Genomic DNA, 20,610 nt, shown 5'->3' with positions numbered 1-20,610 from the left:
AGTAAGATTTAATTAATAAAATTATGCAAGAGAAAAAAGTTTCGCAAAAAAACATCAGTGACTGTTTCACTCCTGAATTGACTAATCAATTCAAAAATGAAATGGATGTTGCATTGAAGAAAATAGATATGACTCCGGTTAAAGCTGTTCTTGATAAATATCAAATAGCTCATTTTCAAGATTCAATTGATTTTGTTGAAGCTCTCAGTCCTTATATCACCGGTTGGCAGAAAGAAAATGAAGGTTCTAGGTTGTATAGTGATGTTACCACATCAGAAAGTCGTTGTATTGCTTGTGAATATGGTAAGGATATGATTGTTTATGAATTTGAGTTCATTCATTCGCTAGCCCCAGAACCAATGAATAGAGTGGTTTATGGAAGAGACTTCGGAATCCTATTCGATATTAGAGATGAAATTTTATTTGAAGTTAGAGTATGCAATGCCTTTTTAAATAAACAAGAAATGATAAAATTGAATTTTAATGAGTGAGATATATATAAAAATTGATAAGGTAGCAAAACAGCTTCCAGAATTACCGAGAAAGCGGAATAAGAATTTGTTTGATATTCTAGGCATTGATAGAAGAGAGACTATTAATTCTAAATTAGTGGCTTATTTTTTTAATTCTAAAGAGGAGCATGGCTTTGGTACTTTGTTTTTCGATTCCTTAATACAATTAATTGATGAAAAGAATTACCCAGGAGTTAATGTAGATGTTTATAAAGGTGATTTTTCAGTATTGATTGAAGAAGTAACACGCAATGCTCCATTACTTGAGAATAGGCAAAAAAGGATTGACATTATTTTGAAAGCTAAATCTTGGAGCGTCTTAATTGAAAATAAATTATATCATCATGTAAACAATCCATTTGAGGTTTACATAAATCATGCCAAGCAATCTACAGGGAATATACTTGGTATTATACTGTCATTGGATACACAAACAACTTTGGAATTTGAAAATGGTAAGTACAAATTTATAAGTATTACCCATCAACAATTGATAAATCGAGTTCAAGAGAATTTGATTCTAAGTCATGTTGAGAATGATACCAATATATTCTACCTAAGAGAATATATAAAAACGATTAATTCACATTATAAAAATAAAATGGATAAACCTCAGTTAGATAAACTTCTTAATTCCTTAATAGAACAAAAAGAGGCAGTTAGTGAGATTGTTAGTAAAAGATTAAAAGCAATTTCTTTTATAGAAGACACGATTAAAGAAGTGTTTGCAGAACGAGGCTATAAATATATTAATGACTGGTATTGCCACCCGAGTAATCCCAACTTATGCTTTTGTGTTAATTCAGGAGTGGAAATTATTGAAAAAAATAAAATAGGTATTGCATTTGTATTATTTAATGAATTACTAAATACTGAAGGACTTATTAGTTTAAAAGAAATTCATACGAAATTGAAGCAACTAAAATCTCCACCGTTTTATTTAGACGATTCGCATGACAAATCAAATGCAAAAAGAATAATAACATATCGAGAAAAGGATTTTTTAAATACCGGAATTGATTTAAAAACAAAATTATCGGGTATTCTAGATGTATTTTACTTTAATCCAGGCGGCATAGAAAGTATTGTTTTAAATCAGTTACCTAAAAATTTAAATCTAAAAAGCGCTAGTGAATATCAAGATTAAGTAATAGTTGAGTGCTATTTAGGAAACAAAGTTTTTAGTTCAAAAATCGTTGTAAATCTTAAGCATAACTTTATATTTGATATGAAGGGAAACTTTAATTTTAATTAAAGAGCGTATGCTAAAGGAAGTACTAAGATCAAAAGGAGTAAAACAAAAATGGTTAGCCAATAAGATTGGTGTGAGTGAAGTTTCTGTGAGTAACTGGGTGAAAGAAAAAAGCGAACCTAGTCTCAAGAACTACCAAAAAATAAGTCAGGTTTTAGATATACCTCTCAATCAATTAACTGACTAATATGGTAGCGGAAAAGAAATATAGATTTTCATTCACCGCCTCATCATTGAGAACCAGAGCTTTTGTTTCGGTAGTTGAATATTTAGATGGTAATAAGGATGAGGATATTGAACTTGCTTTGGGTATGGGTAAGCGATCAACAGGTAAGCGTATGTATGTTGAGATGCAAAAATGGAGTGAGTGTTTAACTAGGGTTCAAAAAGAAGCTTTGTTAAATGGAAGTTTTAAAACTCAAAATGAAATTGCATTCGTAGCAGCTTGTAAATATTATAGATTCATACGTGACTTTGTTTTAGAGGTGGTAAGAGAGAAATACCTTGTTTATGATTATGAAATCACTTTAGGTGACTATTTATCTTTCTTTAGAAGAAAGGCAGAAGAAAACCAAGAAATGTATGAACTATCAGAGGTAACACAGAATAAGGTTAGGCAAGTGACTTTTAAAATTTTAGAACAAGCAGGGCTAATAGATAATGTTAGATCAAGAATGATACAACCACAAATGATAGAATCTGAGACAAGAAATGCTATTCTTAATGATAATCCTGATTTGTTCAAGATTTTCCTATTTAGCGATTTTGATATTCAAAACATGAAAGCATAACAATGAGTAGTACTACACAAAAATTCGAGCACTTATTTAATGTTATCTCTTCTACTAATTTTTTGAATAAGGAATCATTAGGGGGTGAAATACCCTTTTTTATTTCAACTTATAAAGCAGAAGAGGAGCTTCGTTGTAGAGAAGAAGTTCGACTTTTAAAAAAGAAATTAGAAAACAAAGGAGTTACCGTTTTAGAACTAAATCTTTATGACCTTGTTTGTGAGATTTTAGAGGCTAAAGGCGGTATGGAACGTATGTTCAAAGTTGAAAAAGCTAGATCGAAAGACAAGTTTTTAAGCGCTTTGCAATCTTCTCTAAATATGCATCAGGTTCTGATGCCATTAATAAAACAAAAAATTGAATCTAATAATGCTAAAGTGTATTTCTTAACAGGAATTGGTTTAGTGTTCCCCTTTATAAGATCACATAATGTGCTTAACAATCTTCAAAACATAGCAAAAGAAGCACCTACGGTGGCTTTCTTTCCTGGGGATTATAACGGTCACACTTTAAACCTTTTTGGTTTATTAAAAGACGATAATTATTACCGTGCATTTAACATGGATAAAATAGAAGCTAAACTATGATCAAACAATATTTTGAAAAACCTATAGGTCGTGCTATTGAAACAGTGATCAAGGCAGATGACCGTGATAATATTTCAACAGAAGTTACAGAGTATGTTGTTACTAATGAGATTGGTAAAAAGATAAGAGATTTTTTCCAGGCTTATAATGATTACGCTGGGGCAAATGGTGTTTGGATCTCTGGTTTCTTTGGTAGTGGTAAATCTCACTTGTTAAAAATATTGTCTTATGTTCTAGAGAATAAAGAACATGACGGGTGGAAATCTGGTGAGCTGTTTGCTGAGAAAGTTGAGAACGATGAAATGCTAAGAGGTGACATTTTAAATGCCACCCGCATACCTTCAGAGTCTGTATTGTTTAATATTGACCAACAGGCACAGATTACCAGTAAAGAAGATGCCAATGCCATTCTTTCTGTATTTTATAAGGTTTTCTATGACCATTTAGGGTATTATGGATTTCAGCCGCACGTAGCGGAATTTGAAATGTGGTTAGATGGAAAAGGAAAATATGACGCGTTTAAAACGGAGTATGAGAAAGTAAACGGAGTTACTTGGGAAGTTGATCGTTTAGAATATTTTGTTTTAGAAGTGAAAGATATTCTTGGAACGATATTTAATGAAAGCGCAGACAAATATGAGAATATTCTTGATGAGCTAGAGGATAAAAACAAGCAGTCTATTGAAGATTTTTGTAATCGTGTAAAAACCTATATAGACTCAAAACCTAAAGGGTTTCGATTAAATTTCTTTGTAGATGAAGTAGGGCAATACATAAGCGACAACACTAAGTTGATGCTTAACCTTCAAACAATTGCAGAAACACTGGCTACTAAAACAAAGGGCAATTCTTGGATTCTCGTAACCTCGCAAGAGGATATGGAAACGGTTGTAGGGGATATGAATAGAAGTCAACAAAATGACTTTTCCCGTATTCAGGCACGTTTTAAAATTAAGGTCCCGCTTACTTCAGCTAACGTAGATGAGGTTATCGAAAAACGTTTGCTCGATAAAAACGACAAAGCTCAAGAAGACTTAGCCAACGAGCACAAAAAGAATGGTCCGCATTTAAAATCATTATTATCCTTTTCAGAGGCAGGTGTCCAGTTTAAAGGGTATAAGGATAATACAGACTTCGCAAACAAATTTCCGTTTGTGCCATATCAGTTCGATTTGTTTCAGCAATGTAGAATTGCCTTATCCAACCATAATGCTTTTCAAGGTAAACATGCTTCGGTAGGAGAACGTTCAATGCTTGGTGTTTTCCAACAAGTAATTCAAGCTATTCAAGAACGAGATAAGAATGCATTGGTCAGTTTTGATTTAATGTTTGAGGGTATACGTAATGAGTTACGTGGCGAAATTCAGCAATCTATTATTCTTGCCGAAAAACAACTAGATGACCGTTTTGCGATTAAGGTGCTCAAAGCCTTATTTCTTGTGAAATACTTCGGCAATTTTAAAACAACAAAACGTAATGTTTCCGTTTTGCTTATTGATGATATTAATGTTGATTTAAAGGCGCACGAAATACTTGTTGATAATGCGTTGACCTTGCTCGAAAATCAAAGTTATGTGCAGCGTAATGGGGATATTTACGAGTTCTTAACTGATGACGAGAAAGATGTTGAGGAAGAAATTAAGAATACCATTATTGATGATCAAGCCATAACTCAGCTGCTCAAAGACATTCTATTTGATGAAATTATTGGTGTTAACAGAATTAAATATCTAGAAAACAAACAAGACTACGATTTTACCAGTAAAATAGACGGTAATTTCTTTGGTAGGGAGAAGGAGTTGGAAATAGAAATAATTACTGATAATTACCAAGATTACGACAACGAAGCCTTTATACAATCCCAAACTATGGGTAGTACAGGTATGAAGCTAGTTCTGGCATCTAATGCTACTTTTATGCGCGATGTTAGAATGTATATTAAAACGGCTAAATATGAAATGCAGAACAGAGGTTCTGGTACCAGACCACAAGTAGCACGTATTCTTCAAGAAAAGTCAATGCAAAACGTAACTAGAAAGAAGAACCTAATTCTAATGGCTAATAAGGCTTTAGGAGAGTCTAAGGTGTATCTAAACGGGAGTAAATTAGAAATGACCGCTTCTAGTGATGGTAAAACTAGAGTAATTAACGCCTTTCAACAGCTGGTGGCAGTTGTGTATCCTAATTTAAGAATGTTGAAATCTGTTTCTTTTTCTGAGGATACAGTAAAAAATACCATTCGCACTACTCCAGATGCGCTGTTCACGGATGATGATACCAGCATGTCAGAAGCGGAGGGGGAAATTCTAAGTGAGATTTTAAAGCGAAAAAAGCGAAGTGATCGTACAACGCTTAATGATTTGAAGAACGAGTTTATAAAAAAGCCATATGGCTGGTACCCAAATGCCATATGGACGATAACAGCAAAACTGTATAAAAGAGGTAAAATTGAAGCAAAGCAAGATTCTAATTTACTGGAAGATGAACAATTTTTAAATGCCTTGCTTAATAGTTCTTATCATGGTAATACCATTTTAGACCCCCAAGCTACTTTTGATGTTACGGCAGTTAAAAAGCTTAAGGAAACTTACAAAGATGCTTTTGATGAGACCTGTTCTTTACGTGAAGCTAAAGATGTAGCCTCTGCATTTAAAGATAAATTGATACAGATGCGCATTACCGTAGATCAACTATTGGCACGCAAGCAGTCTTATCCATTTCTTAAAAGCTTAGAACCTTTCTCAGAAAAATTAGGCAGGTGGTCTAAAAAAGAATACAGTTATTTTATTACAAGCCTATCTGATTTTGAAGATGAATTATTAGATACCAAAGAAGACTTGCTCTCTCCTATTCAACGATTTATGAATGGTGAGCAGTGCAATATTTATGATGATGTAAAAGCACTATTAGAAGGCAACACGGCAAACTTTGATTATATACAAAGTGATGAGTTGGAAACACTTAAAACCTTAGTAGAAAGCAACACACCGTACAAAGGCAATGGTGTACAGTTGGCAAAAGCTGCAAAAGATGAGCTTTCAAAGAAAGTATTAGATCTTATAGCAGATGAGAAGTCTGCCTTTGCAAAAGAAGTGGAAGAATATTTAAATGACATTACTAAACGACCTGTGTTTGGTAAATTAGATACAGAAAAGCAAGAAAAAGTCATTAGTTCATTATCATATAAAAAGGGCGCTATTACCAATGAGCGCTTTATAGCTAACATTCGCCAATCAAAACAGCAATTATCTGAAATTCATACAGATGCCTTGAACCTTATGGCGAATATGGCTGCTCCTAAAAAGGAAGAAGGTAAAGCAGCAGAACCGGTTGCAAAATACATGAGACGTTCACAAATTCATGTAGATTTTGATAAGAACGAACTAGTTACAGAAGAAGATGTAAACGAGTATGTAGAGGTATTACGAGAGGCTTATTTAAAGCGAATTAAGGAGAATATTAAAATTAACCTAAAGTAGATGAATACCAACCAACTTAAACGCTTTGCTCAAGAAGCACGTATAAAATTGATAGACCAAATTGGTGCTAAACTAGAGAAGGTATTAACTTCTGATAGTGTTGCCTTGCGAGAAAAAGCTGGTCATTTAAAAAAGCTGCAAGAGGCTATTAATAAAACCTCTAAGCAGGAAGTTATAGATACGGTTGCATATACCTGGTTTAACCGTTTTGTGGCGTTACGCTTTATGGACGTTAATGGGTATGAGCCTTTGGGTATTTCTATTGTAAGTCCGGTAGAAGGTGGTACATTACCCGCTATTTTACAAGAAGCCAAACAAGGTGGTATACCAGAAGATTTAAAGGTAAACCAACAGCGTATTTATGACCTTCTTGATGGTAAAATATCAAGTACAGATGCGCAGAATGAAGCCTATGCAGCTTTGCTGGTTGGGGCTTGTAATCATTTAAGCGAGACACTGCCTTTTCTATTTGAAAAGATAGATGACTATACGGAGTTATTATTGCCAGACGATTTAATTTCCCAATTTTCTATTCTACAAGATGTCCGTGATGGCATGACTACCGATGATTGTGCAGAAGTGGAAATCATAGGTTGGTTGTACCAGTTTTATATCTCAGAAAAAAAAGATGAAGTATTTGCAAGCAAAGGCAAAGTAAAAAAGGAAGATATTCCAGCAGCTACGCAATTGTTTACACCACGTTGGATTGTTGAATATATGGTGCAAAACACCGTAGGGAAATTGTGGCTGCAAAACAACCCAAAATCTAAGCTACGCGACCATATGCCTTATTTTATTGAATCGCCTACTGATACTACGGACGATTATCTTAAAATAGATAGTGTAGAAGATATTACTTTATTAGACCAAGCCTGTGGTAGTGGTCACATATTGGTTTATGGTTTTGAGTTACTTTCTAAAATCTATGAAGAACAAGGGTATAATGAGAGTGACATACCAAAACTCATTATTGAAAAAAACCTTCACGGGTTTGAGATAGATACACGTGCAGCACAATTGGCAGGCTTAGCATTAATGTTAAGAGCGAGGCAATATTACCGCCGTGTATTTAAAAAAGATATTAGCCCTAATATTTTTTGTTATGAAGATTTAAAAGTAACTGAGGATGAGATTAAAGCAACATTTAAAGCGGTAGATGAAATCTTAAGTGAATCGTTGTTGTATGATTTAAAAACAATGCAACAAGCGACCAATTTAGGGTCGCTTATTATACCAAACACCACTTTAAAAGACTTAGAAAAAACAAGAGCTTCTTTAGAAACTAAAGCCAATAGTGCTGACCTTTTTCAAACCCACAATTTAAGAGGCATATTACAAGCCATTGTACAATTAAGTGCACTATCGCAAAAATACCATTGTGTGGTAGATAACCCACCATATATGGGTAGTGGCAATATGAATGAGTCATTATCTGAGTTTGTTAAAAAAAATTATCCAAAAAGCAAAGGTGATCTAAGCGCTTGCTTTGTAGAAGCTGGGTTAAATAGCTTGATAGCTTTTGGCTTTTTAGGAATGATAAATCAGCAATCTTGGATGTTCCAAAAGGAATATCTACTTCTAAGAAAATATATTATAGAAAATATCAATATAGATAATTGTATATTATTAGGTTCTCATACATTTCCGGAAATAAAAGGGGAAGTTGTCAAGAATTCTTCTTTTGTTCTAATTAATTCTAACCAAAAACAAGAAAGTAACTATCTAAATCTTTCTGACATTAAAGATTCTGAGAGCAAGAGATTGGAATTACTAAATTGTATTTCAAATAATCAATTTTACATAACAGATACTAAGCGGTTTAGTAAGCTTCCGTTAATGTTTATGGCATTTTGGATATCTAGGAAACTTTTTGATATGTACGATAATAACTCTGTAAAGGAATCAAAAAAAGCTAGAATTGGAATGCGTTCTGGTGATAATGATAGATTCTTACGCTTCTGGATGGAGATTGAATATGCTCAAGTTGACTTGAAATGGGTTAAATATCAAAAGGGCGGAAAATATAGAAAATGGTTTGGTAACAATGAGTACGTAATCAACTGGGAAAAAGATGGATTTGAAGTGAAGAAACGAACTTTAAAAAAATACCCTCAACTCAGTTGGGAAAATTTAGGATGGAAAATATCAAATGAAATTGATTATTTCCAAAATGGGATTACTTGGACTGTAATTTCGACAAATAGAACTAGCTTTAGATACTACAAAAGCGGAATGATTTTCTCCAATTCCGGTCAGTCTTTACCATTTAAAAATGCTATAGACTTATCATTATTAGGGTACTTAAACAGTGTAGTATCTGAACAATTTCAGGCCGTATCTCCATCTTTTGAATCGGGATACATTAATAAAATTCCTTATCCAGAATATACTCAAAGTGAAATTATAAATAACACGACAAATTTTTGTTTGGTAATTTCAGAGAAAGAGTGGAACTCAAGAGAAACCTCTTGGGATTTTCAACAAAACGAACTAATCCGCCTACAAGGTCAAGACCTGGAAGAAGCTTATGATAGCTATTGCCAATATTGGCAAAACAAATTCTTTGAGCTGCATAAAAACGAAGAAGAACTCAACCGTCAATTTATAGACATCTATGGTTTACAAGATGAGCTAACACCAGATGTACCTTTAGAAGATATTACTATACTTAAAGATGAGGCTAAAATAGAAGATGGTCAGTTAAACTTTTGCGAAAGTGAAATTATGGCGCAATTTATTAGTTATGCAGTAGGTTGTATGTTTGGACGTTATAGTTTAGATAAGCCAGGTTTAATTTTGGCGAACCAAGGAGAAACATTAGAAGATTACCTTAAAGCTGTAACATTAAAAGAAGAGGAAGTATCTTTTTTACCAGATGATGATAATGTAATCCCAGTACTAGATAACGAGTGGTTTGAAGATGATATTGTAAATCGTTTCTACGCCTTTTTAAAAGCCACATTTGGCAAGCAAAACTTTGATAAAAACCTTGCCTTTGTAGAAGATAGCGTTGGCGATACACGTAAGTATTTCTTAAAAACATTTTATACGGACCACGTAAAGCGTTATAAAAAACGTCCTATTTATTGGTTATTCTCTTCGCCTTCTGGTGCGTTTAATGCATTAATTTATATGCATCGCTACACACCAGACACATTAAATACTATGCTTAATGGGTATTTAAAAGAATACCAAGAAAAACTAAAAGCACAAGACACCCAATTAGAACACGTTAAAAATGTCGGTACAGACCGCGAAAAAGTAAGTGCAGAAAAAGAACAAGCACGTATTAATAAAGTACTTATAGAATTACAGGAATACGACCGTGAGTTATTTAAAATAGCAACCGAGCGTATCGCTATCGATCTAGACGAAGGTGTGTTGGTTAACTATAATAAGTTTGGTAATGTCATTAAATCGGTTTCAGGCTTAAATGATAAAAAGGCAAAAGACAAAGTGAAGAAGTTTGATTGGATAGATGCAACCGAAATAAACTAAGAAAATTATCTTATAACAAACAGAATGATTAAAGAATATAAAAATATCAAGATCAACTTAAAATAAATGAATACCAACCAACTAAAACGCTTTGCACAAGAAGCACGTATAAAACTCTTAGACCAAATAGGAGCTAAACTAGAGAAGGTACTAACCAGCGATAGTGTTGTCTTACGTGAAAAAGCTGGCCATTTAAAAAAGCTTCAGGAAGCTATTAATAAAACTTCTAAAACAGATGTTATAGACACCGTAGCTTATACGTGGTTTAACCGTTTTGTGGCGTTGCGTTTTATGGATGTTAATGGCTATGAACCGCTAGGTACTTCTATCGTAAGTCCAATAAAGGATGGTACGTTACCTGCTATTTTACAAGAAGCCAAACAAGGTAACATACCTGAAGAGTTGCCCGTAAAACACCAGCATATTTATGATGTATTGGATGGCAGAATACCAAGTGCAGATGCGCAGAATGAAGCATATGCAGCCCTATTAGTTGGTGCTTGTAATCACTTAAATGAAGTGTTTCCTTTTCTATTTGAAAAGATAGATGACTATGCAGAGTTATTATTACCAGACGACTTAATTTCTAGCTTTTCCATTATCGAAGATATAAGAGTTGGAATGCAACCTGAAGATTGTGAAGAAGTTGAAATTTTAGGTTGGTTGTATCAGTTTTATATTTCCGAAAAGAAAGATGAATTAATCAACGCTAAAAAAATATATAAAGCTGAAGAAATAGCACCTGTTACCCAGTTATTTACGCCGAGATGGATTGTACAATATATGGTTGATAACACTTTAGGACAACTATGGAAGGAAGCGAGACCAAATACAAACATTACAAATAGTTTAGAGTTTTATATTCAGCCACATAACCCTGAATTAATTCCATCACGTAAAGTAAAATCAATTGAAGATATTACGTTTTTCGACCCTTGTGTTGGTTCTGCTCACGTACTTTGTTATGCGTTTGATATCTTTTATAAAATATATGAAGAAGAGGGTTACAACCCAATAGAAATACCTGAATTAATTATCACAAAAAACCTTTACGGAATAGATATAGACGATAGAGCAGCACAATTAGCAGGTTTTGCTTTAATGATGAAAGGCCGAAATGCACATCGGCGGTTTTTAAAAAAAGAGGTTATTCCTAATATAACAGCCTTTCAAAACATATCTTCTCATCCCAAATTTGATAATGCTAAGGTTTTAGGTTCACTTATAAAAATCACTCAAAAAGAAGTAGATGAAATAATAGTTGATGAAACTTCTTTATTTGCACAGGAACAAATACAACTAAAAAAACAAGCCAATCTTCTGGGAGGTAAGTATGATTTAGTAGTAACAAATCCACCGTATTTAAATTCATCTTATATGGAAGGTTCTTTAAAACAATACGTAGAAAAAGAGTTTAAAGATACAAAGTCAGATTTGTTTGCCTGTTTTTTGACGCAAGCTACAAGTTTAACAAAGAATGATGGTTTAATTGGTTTTATCTGTCCATACGTTTGGATGTTTTTATCATCATATGAATGGTTGAGAGGCTACGTAATACAGAATAAAACAATTAACAATTTAGTGCAATTGGAATATAATGCTTTTGGCCCTGCGGTTGTACCTATTGCCACTTTTGTTCTTAGAAATTCATTTATTCAAGGTTATTATGGTAGTTATGTGCGCCTTTCGGATTTTAAAGGAGTAGAAAACCAAAAACCAAAAACCTTAGAAGCTATATCGAACAATGATTGTGATTGGTTTTACAATACTAATCAACAGGATTTTAAAAAGATACCGGGTAACCCTATAGGGTATTGGTTAAATGAGGTTATTTATAACTTAATTGATAAAAATCCAAGTTTGGGGGATTTAGCTGAAGCAAAGCAAGGACTTGCCACAGCCTACAACCAAAGATTTTTACGTATTTGGTCTGAGGTTCAACAAGATAAACTTAATAATGTTTGGTTTAAGTACAATAAAGGAGGTGCATATAGAAAATGGTATGGAAATCAATCACATTATCTTAATTGGCAAAATAATGGTGATGAAATCAGGAATTTTACTAACAAAAAAGGAAAGCAACTTTCTGTAATAAGAAATCCAAAATATCACTTCAAGGAGTCAATAAGCTGGAGTGATATTACTTCGTCTAAAAATGCATTCAGATTTTATGAAGAAGGCTTTATTAATGATGCTTGTGCTCATTCAGCTTTTGGAATGGATTTAAAATGGAAGTATTGTATGATGGCATTCGCAAATTTAAAAATAACTACTGAACTGGCTCAATTATTAAATCCTACAATGCATTTTCACGTAGGGTATTTTAATAAGCTACCTTACCTTACTCAGTTCTTTAGTGAAATTGTTTTTAATTTGAGTCAGAAAAATGTTGAAATATCAAAAATTGAATGGAACTCACGAGAAACCTCGTGGGATTTCCAACAAAACGAACTCATTCGCATCAGCGGTCAAGATATAGAAGAAGCCTACGATAGCTATTGCCAATACTGGCAAAACAAGTTTTTTGAGTTGCATAAAAACGAAGAAGAACTCAATCGTCAATTTATAGATATCTATGGTTTACAAGAGGAGTTAACACCAGATGTGCCATTAAAAGATATTACCATTTTAAAAGAAGAAACTACAATTAAAAAAGATGTACTAGTATTTCGCGAAAGCGAAATTATGGCGCAGTTTATTAGCTATGCAGTAGGCTGTATGTTTGGGCGTTATAGTTTAGATAAACCAGGTTTAATATTAGCCAATCAAGGGGAAACATTAGAAGATTACCTTAAAGCTGTAATACTTAAAGAGGAGGAAGTATCTTTTTTACCAGATGATGATAATGTAATCCCAATACTAGATAACGAGTGGTTTGAAGATGATATTGTAAATCGTTTCTACGCCTTTTTAAAAGCCACCTTTGGCAAGCAAAACTTTGATAAAAATCTTGCCTTTGTAGAAGATAGCGTTGGCGATACACGTAAGTATTTCTTAAAAACATTTTATACGGACCACGTAAAGCGTTATAAAAAACGCCCTATTTACTGGATGTTCTCTTCACCTTCTGGTGCGTTTAATGCATTAATATATATGCATCGCTACACTCCAGACACCTTAAATACCATACTCAATGGCTATCTAAAAGAGTATCAGGAAAAGTTAAAGGCACAAAACGAGCAATTAGAGCACGTTAAAAACGTGGGTACAGACCGCGAAAAAGTTACGGCAGAAAAAGAGCAGGCACGTATCAACAAAGTACTACTAGAACTTCAAGAATATGACCGCGAATTATTTAAAATAGCAACAGAGCGTATCGCTATAGATTTAGATGATGGTGTGTTGGTGAACTACAATAAGTTTGGTGAAGTCATAAAACCAGTGTCAGGTTTAAACGATAAAAAAGCAAAGGAAAAAGTAAGGAAGTTTGATTGGATTGAAACAAGTGAAATAAGATAGCCTATGGGACTGGAAATACGATTTATAAAAACAAAGAACCCTCAAGAAAACAAACAATTTAGAAGGGTGGTCAATCTTTTAATTCCTTTTTTTGAGAAACAAGGTTGGGACGGTTTATTTATCGGAAATCCAGAATCTGAAAACTTTCAATATTTTAGGGCAGACGCCATATTATTGTATCCGTATGGTTTACTTGTTCTTGATTTTAAAAATTTTAGTGGTCAAATACCGTTACCAGCAGATAATGCTTCTTTTAGGGAAGCCCCTTGGTATATAGATACGCCAGAAGACAAAGAACGCATTATAGTTAAGGCTGGTAGTTATCACAAAAATCCTTTTAGACAGCTAGAGCGATACCGTAATGAAATGAAAAGTATTATCCAAACTGATATTACCTTAAGAAAGAAACTAAATTTCAAGGTTATAGGTGCGCTTAATTTATTTTCAGGACCTATAGAATTGGAGGGTTTGGTACATGGTAAATACCCATTTTATCACATAGAAGATGAGCGCAATTTATTAGGTTTCTTAAAGAATATATATACTAGTGACAACACGTATTCTGTAGAAGTTGCAAATGCTTTAAAAAAACAATTTCCGACTCCAATTTGGGACTCTTATATAGAAGACGAGGTAGAAGAGGTAGAACAAGATGACAATTCTTCTAAAGTAGTAAAAGTTGACGGAGGAGAATTAGAACACATTCATGCTTTTTTAGAAAAAGAAGGTTCGGGTATTTTGGTGTTAGAGTCTATGGATCATACCACCCGCGATGCCTGGATGCATTATATTCTAATGAACGCTTCTAAATTTAAGGTGCCACAGATAGAAACGTGGGTTCATTCTTCAAGAATTCGTAGAAGAGTAAAACAGCGTAGCGGCTTAGATCCATATAGTTTATATACTGTTATTTATGGAGGTAAAGAAAGTAGTGGTGATCAAGAAGAAGATGAGACAGAAATAGAGGTTGCCGATGATATAGAGAACATCAAAGAATTAATGGATGTAGTAGGTCTAAGATCAGATAATAATATTGACGATAAGGCATTAATATTATTACAAGATGCTCATTTTATTGGTTCTAGTTTGCATCAGTCAGATTTTTTAAGATTTGGCACTGGTAGACTATTAAATGATTTGTTACAATTTTTAGATTTAGAAGGCACTTCTCGCAAGTTGATTTGTATGGGAGACCCTTATTCATTAACCTTTGGTAAGTCTACGGAAATAGCCATTTCAGTTCCCCATTTAGAAACCTTGTTTAACGGTGACTTGTATCATTACAGAGTTCCATTAAGAACAATCCCAAAAAATGAGGTAGACCATCAGCGATTACAGTTAGCCAATGCTATAGAAAAGAATCAATATAACAGATTACGATATCATTGGTCGGCAAATTTAGAAAAAATTGATATTGAAGAACTGCTTCCTATATATGAAAAATGGTTTCACCATACACCAAATACAGTGTTAGGTAACACGGTGCTTTTTTATAAAAGACAAGATGCTTATAGAGCTAATCTTCATATAAAAAATAAAGTGATTAATAATGGTGAATACCTAAGCAGTGGTGATATTTTGCTCTTAAATAATAATGTATGGGTACCTGACGTAAACGGTTTTGAAAAAGCAACTCGTTTATATAATGGCATGTATGTTTTAGTATTAGATGCACAAGAGGTAGAAAGTAAGCTTATCACTCGTAAAAATGCAACAGCGGTAACTTTAAGCTTTATTAAGATTCGTGTAAAATGTTTAAGTCTTGAATCTAAATTAGAGACTGATGTTTGGGTCTTTAAAAATTATTTAGAAAATGCAGGTGAGTTAACTCGAGATGAGCAAATAGCTTTTAGAATATATTTAAACCAATGCATAGCAGAATTTAAAAAGCAACATCCTTTTAAATCTTCAAATACTTATAAAAAATTACTGCAAGACTCTCGTTTTTTAGAGATAAACATTTCTATAAAAGAATTAGAGCAACAATTACAACAGGGGGAGCGAGTAAAGGGAAAGTTAGATAAATCAAAGATAACATTACGGAAAATAGAAAAAGAATACCTAAAAAAATATAGTGAGGGAATACGAGATTACATCGTTAAAAGAAATCCTTTTTTAAATGCTATTGAAGCCACTTACGGTTGGTGTATTACAGTACACAAAGCGGTAGGCATGAATTTTGAAGATGTTATTATTCATCCAGACCATGGGGAAAATAAAGGTGTTTTAAATGAAGATTATTTCCGTTGGGTATATTCAGGTATCTCATCTGCTAAAAATCAAATATATGTTCACAATCCGGTTGAAATAAATCCTTTTATGGACTGCTTGTTCGATGATAAATCAGAAGTGTCGTGGACTAATACTAGTCAGCAAACTAAAATGGCTATAGTACTTGATTCTTACAGTATTCCTGATAATATTGGAAAGTTTTTAGAAGAGGTGCAACATGATAATTGCAAAGCTGTAATTGGTAAGTATTCAGAATTCTGGGAGCTGCATGGTTTTGTATTACAGAAGGTGAAATCATCAGGTGACTATTTGACTAAGGCACATTATTTAATGCCAGATACACAACAGCCTTTTGTTATGCTTTTTAATAATAACTTAAAAGGAGAGGTAAGCTCAATACGTCCGGAAAAAAGTGGATTGGGTATAGATGAACAAATAGCTGCTGCAATTGCTTGTTTGAGCCCTGTAGAAGAGGTAATAGAAGAAGAATTGAGTTTGGAAGCACTCGAAGATGATTTTAGAAAAGAAATTTATAGAGAACTATTTGAAAAATGTCAAAATAATGATTGGAATCTTAATTGGGTAGGTGCATATGATTATCAAGATAGATTTACTTTAAGTACGGAGAAAGGCAAAATTCAATTTGGTTTATTTTATAACGGTAAAGGAATGTTCTCACACATAAAAGTTCTGAAGAAAACAGAATTAGATATGGGCATTGTTTTACACGAATTTTTATTAGATGGAAACTAGAAAGGAAATAGAAGAACAAGCCAACGCAATCAGGGAATCTAAACCTGATGAAGCTCTAGTGTTATACCAAAAAATCTGGACCGAACACAGAGAGTCATTTAATCGTTTTGATGCCTTACGTTGTGTGCAATGTGTAAGGGCTTTACCTGCTAAAGACCATTTCTCAATGGTTAAAGATTTGTTACAAGCATTTCCAGAAGACGAAATGGTAACGGGCATTTCTGGGTGGTATATTTATGATCGTTTTTTTAAGGGAAAAAGCGAACGAGAAATTTTAGATAATCTTTGGCAATTTGAGGAGACCTTAAAAATGTTAAGGCAGCAAAACATGCAGGAGAATTCAAAATTTCCTTGTGCATTTACCATTGTAGTTTTTAAAACCTTAGACGCCTTTGCAAAAGGAATTTTTAACGGAGAAAGAATACTAAGCTATCTGGAATTTTTAGACCCAAACAAACTATCTAAAGAGGTAGAAACTTACGAGCATAAAACAAGGGGTACAATAGAAAAAGCCTCGCCTTATGAAAAATACTATGGTTTAAAGACCAAAGCATTATTAAAGCTAGAGCGCTTTGAAGATTGTAAAGAGGCGTGTAATACAGCTTTAGAAACCATAGATAAATTTCATTTTAGTAATGAGATTTGGTTTCCTATGAGAAAGGCATTGAGTTTAGAACATTTAGGGGTGCAAGAAGAAAGTGAAGCTATTTTCAAAGAATTGGTGGAAAGTAGAGAAGGCGGTTCAAAATGGTTTCTCTACAGAGATTTGGCAGAGCTTTATTTTGAACAAGATGATTATAAAAAGGCATGGCAATTTTCTATTGATAGTGCCTTGCTTGGCAATGATGCTAAGTACTTGATTAACCTCTATTATTTACAGGCAAGAATTTTAAATAAACTAGCTAGAACAGATGAGGGGGTAGTTTTTGCTAAAATGATTGCTTCAATATTAAAAGAAAATGAATGGAAAGTAAAACAAGATTATCAGAAAATATTTGATTACTACAAAATTGAATTACAAGAAGCAGCATCTATTAGAGAACAGCAAAAACTATTGAATGCTTTTTTGGTACAAGAAAAATATAAAGACAGAATTCAAATTAAAGGTGCCATTACGGTTATTCATGGTAATGGCAAAAGTGGTTTTCTTAAAGATGACGCAGGGTTTCAATATTTTTTCGGGAAAAGCGATTTGGTAAAATCTGTTCGCAACTTAGCACCTTTATTGAATGCGAAAGTAGCTTTTTATGAAGGTCAGGGTTCAGAAAAAGGTAAATCTGCAGAGGCAGTAAAAGTATTGGAATTAGTAAAAACTGAATTAAGTATGCCATCAGGAGCATTAGTTGGTCTAACGTTTAAAGGTAAAATCCAAAATATTGTTGATTTCGGATTGTTTATAGATTTAGAGAATGGTAAAACAGGATTAGCGCATCAAACCACTTTGCCAAAGAATTTTAAAGATATTTATGAGGTGGGTAATACTGTTAAAGCTTACATTATTAAAGAAACTGAAAAAGGTTTAAGCTTAAAGATAACGGAATAAGAACATGAGTATTAAAATACAAGAAGCATTAGCAAAAAAATTTCAAAGCCACAATGTGATATTTTGGTATGACGAACGCGATGAACTAAAGGAGAGTTTTGATGAATTGGTAATAGAAGGTGTTGAGAAATGTCATATTCAAAGAAATGAATTTGAAATAAAGCATAAGATAACTTCTAATACTTCTGATTCTAAATTTCTGGTATACTCTAATCAGCCAAAACCAAAGCCAAATGAAAATTGGTTATTAGATTTGGAACTAGCTTACCACATATTTTACACAGACCAAGAAGCTATAATACTTCAAGAACTTGGTTTAGAATATAGTTTTAAGGAATTGGCAGCTAAACATATTCTGTTTTTTAAATCGAAAGAAAGAGTAGATAAACTTAAAGAGTTATTGGGTAAAGGAGACTCTCACAATGACATTCGATACAAAATGGTAGCAGTTACATTAAATACCGATTATGTTAATCTGAACACTTTTATTCATGCCCATGGTACAGCATTTTCAAATGGAAATGAAAGGTTACAGAGAGATCTTGAACGATATGAGCTATCAGAATTTTATTGGACTGAAATAGGTAATAAATTTAATTATAAAAGTGACGCTCCATCAATATACGATTTTCTACTTGAGGCATTTTCCGATAATTTTAATCTAAAAGAAAAATCAAAGCTTTCAAAAGAAACTAGGTTGCTACTGTCTTTATGGAAAGATACTATAATGTATAGGGATGGTTTTGATCAAATTTCAACTCAAATAACAGAGGACTTACAAATCGAAAATGTTCTTAACACTTTACCATTAGAAAAGGCTGTTACCGACGAATTATTTAAGTTGACCGATAAGAAAATTATTCATGATCTTGTTCAACGATTAATTGCAAATGAAATATCAAATGATGCTTTACAAAACTTCATAAAACAAAGAGAGCATACTTTTTGGTACGAGCCGCATTTTAAGTCTTTCTATGAATCTGTATCATATGCATCGCATTTACAGAGCGAGATAAAACAGTTAAAGGTAGACTTCAAATCTCTTGAAGATGGGTTGCAACAATATACTTCTAAGTTGTATCAAATAGATTATCTCTACAGAAAATTTATACTAAATTATCGAAAAACGAATCAGGATAGCATACTGTCAGATTTAGCTGAGAAGATAGAAAAATTGTATACCAATGATTGGTTGTTACATTATAATGATAAATGGCAATTAGTAATTGATAGTTTAAAATCTTGGTCTGTAAAAGACAGCTTTAGTCAAAGACAATTTTTTAAAAAACATGTACAGCCTTATATAGATAAAAAGCAACGTGTGTTTGTTATTATATCAGATGCATTACGTTATGAATGCGGTGTTGAATTAACAGAACTCTTAATAAAAGAGAATAGATATGAAAGCGAAATTGAAGGAACTATAACATCATTACCTTCATATACCCAATTGGGTATGGCTTCCTTGTTGCCACATGAAAATTTAGCTATTAAAGAAGGGACAGATCAGGTTTTAGTAGATAATTTAAATTCTATTGGTGTTACTGCACGTTCTAAAATATTATCCGAGAATACCGATGCAAGATGTACCGCTATTTTGGCTGAAGATTTTATGAAGTTTAAGGCGAATACTACGGGAAGAGATTTTGTAAAACAGTATGATGTTATTTATATCTACCATAATCATATAGATGATACGGGAGATGATACAACCTCTCAGGATAAGGTTTTTGAGGCTGTAGAAACCGAATTAAGTTTCATTAAAGATGTATTGAAGAAGATTTATAATATGAATGGTTATAATATGATTGTAACGGCTGATCATGGATTTCTATATCAGCACAAAATATTAGAGGAAAGTGATTTTACGACTGTTGATGTAAAAGGCGAAGTTGATAAGATGAATAGGAGATTTATACTTGGCAAAGATTTGTCTGGAAGTAATGCATTAAAAGCATTTACCCATAAAGAATTGGGGCTAACATCTGAGGGAAATGCTTTAATTCCTAAATCAATTAATAGGCTAAAAGTAAAGGGGTCAGGATCTAAATTTATTCATGGTGGAGCATCTTTACAAGAGATTGTAACACCTGTAATTAAGGTGAATATAAAACGTCAAGATACTACAGCACAAGTAGAAATAGATATTATTAAATCTACAGATAAGATTACAACTAACTTACTTGCGGTTTCCTTCATTCAAACCAATGTAGTAAGTGATGCGATTCTTGAAAGAAAAATAAAGGCTTCAATTGTAGCAGAAGATGGCACTTTACTTAGTGATCAATTTACTTATACGTTCGATATCAAAGAAGAAAATCAAAGACAACGAGAAGTAAAGAACAGATTTCAGTTAACAGCCCAAGCAAGTGGAAAATATAAAAACCAACGTGTGAAGTTGTTGTTGGAAGAACCAATGGACAGAGCTAACAAATGGAGAGTATATAAAGAGTATTATTATACGCTAAATATTTCTTTCACTAATGACTTTGATGAATTTTAAA

The 20,610-nt window shown here is 33.1% G+C and carries 11 protein-coding genes; all 11 read left to right on the top strand.

Annotation, left to right across the window (positions count from 1 at the left end):
- The first annotated feature begins 23 nt into the window (after positions 1-23).
- The 11 genes from JQC67_RS03395 (at position 24) to pglZ (ending at position 20,609) form a co-directional block, all read left to right on the top strand.
- Positions 24-491, top strand: coding sequence for a hypothetical protein (locus JQC67_RS03395; RefSeq protein WP_203251459.1), 468 nt, complete (start codon positions 24-26; stop codon positions 489-491).
- Positions 484-1,659: a PD-(D/E)XK nuclease family protein gene (locus tag JQC67_RS03390; RefSeq protein ID WP_203251458.1), complete on the top strand. Its 1,176-nt coding sequence runs from the start codon at positions 484-486 to the stop codon at positions 1,657-1,659. The genes JQC67_RS03395 and JQC67_RS03390 overlap by 8 nt, the downstream gene beginning before the upstream one ends.
- Positions 1,660-1,774: 115 nt before the next feature.
- The gene (locus tag JQC67_RS03385) at positions 1,775-1,951 is read left to right on the top strand and encodes a helix-turn-helix transcriptional regulator (protein ID WP_203251457.1); all 177 of its coding nucleotides are present in this window, start codon (positions 1,775-1,777) and stop codon (positions 1,949-1,951) included.
- Between the two features lies 1 nt (position 1,952).
- Positions 1,953-2,555, top strand: a complete 603-nt coding sequence (locus JQC67_RS03380; protein WP_203251456.1) for a DUF1819 family protein — start codon at positions 1,953-1,955, stop codon at positions 2,553-2,555.
- Positions 2,556-2,557: 2 nt separating this feature from the next.
- A complete protein-coding gene (locus JQC67_RS03375) occupies positions 2,558-3,142 on the top strand; it encodes a DUF1788 domain-containing protein (protein WP_203251455.1) in 585 nt (194 codons plus the stop codon).
- Entirely contained in the window at positions 3,139-6,621 is a 3,483-nt protein-coding gene (gene brxC / locus JQC67_RS03370) for a BREX system P-loop protein BrxC (RefSeq protein WP_203251454.1), read from the top strand. Before JQC67_RS03375 ends, brxC begins: the two co-directional genes overlap by 4 nt.
- The gene (gene pglX, locus JQC67_RS03365; RefSeq protein ID WP_203251453.1) at positions 6,622-10,119 is read left to right on the top strand and encodes a BREX-1 system adenine-specific DNA-methyltransferase PglX; all 3,498 of its coding nucleotides are present in this window, start codon (positions 6,622-6,624) and stop codon (positions 10,117-10,119) included. It begins immediately after the preceding gene.
- A 66-nt stretch (positions 10,120-10,185) separates the two neighbouring features.
- Positions 10,186-13,578, top strand: a complete 3,393-nt coding sequence (gene pglX / locus JQC67_RS03360) for a BREX-1 system adenine-specific DNA-methyltransferase PglX (protein ID WP_203251452.1) — start codon at positions 10,186-10,188, stop codon at positions 13,576-13,578.
- 3 nt (positions 13,579-13,581) lie between these two features.
- Entirely contained in the window at positions 13,582-16,563 is a 2,982-nt protein-coding gene (locus JQC67_RS03355; protein WP_203251451.1) for an NERD domain-containing protein, read from the top strand.
- Positions 16,553-18,106, top strand: coding sequence for a S1 RNA-binding domain-containing protein (locus JQC67_RS03350; protein ID WP_203251450.1), 1,554 nt, complete (start codon positions 16,553-16,555; stop codon positions 18,104-18,106). The genes JQC67_RS03355 and JQC67_RS03350 overlap by 11 nt, the downstream gene beginning before the upstream one ends.
- Before the next feature lie 4 nt (positions 18,107-18,110).
- Entirely contained in the window at positions 18,111-20,609 is a 2,499-nt protein-coding gene (gene pglZ, locus JQC67_RS03345; protein ID WP_203251449.1) for a BREX-1 system phosphatase PglZ type A, read from the top strand.
- Position 20,610 lies beyond the last annotated feature (1 nt).

Origin of the sequence: Aurantibacter crassamenti (assembly GCF_016811105.1) — a bacterium.
Lineage (GTDB): Bacteria > Bacteroidota > Bacteroidia > Flavobacteriales > Flavobacteriaceae > Aurantibacter_A > Aurantibacter_A crassamenti.
Note: the sequence above shows the minus strand (reverse complement) of the source record. Positions and strands in the feature narration are given on the sequence as shown.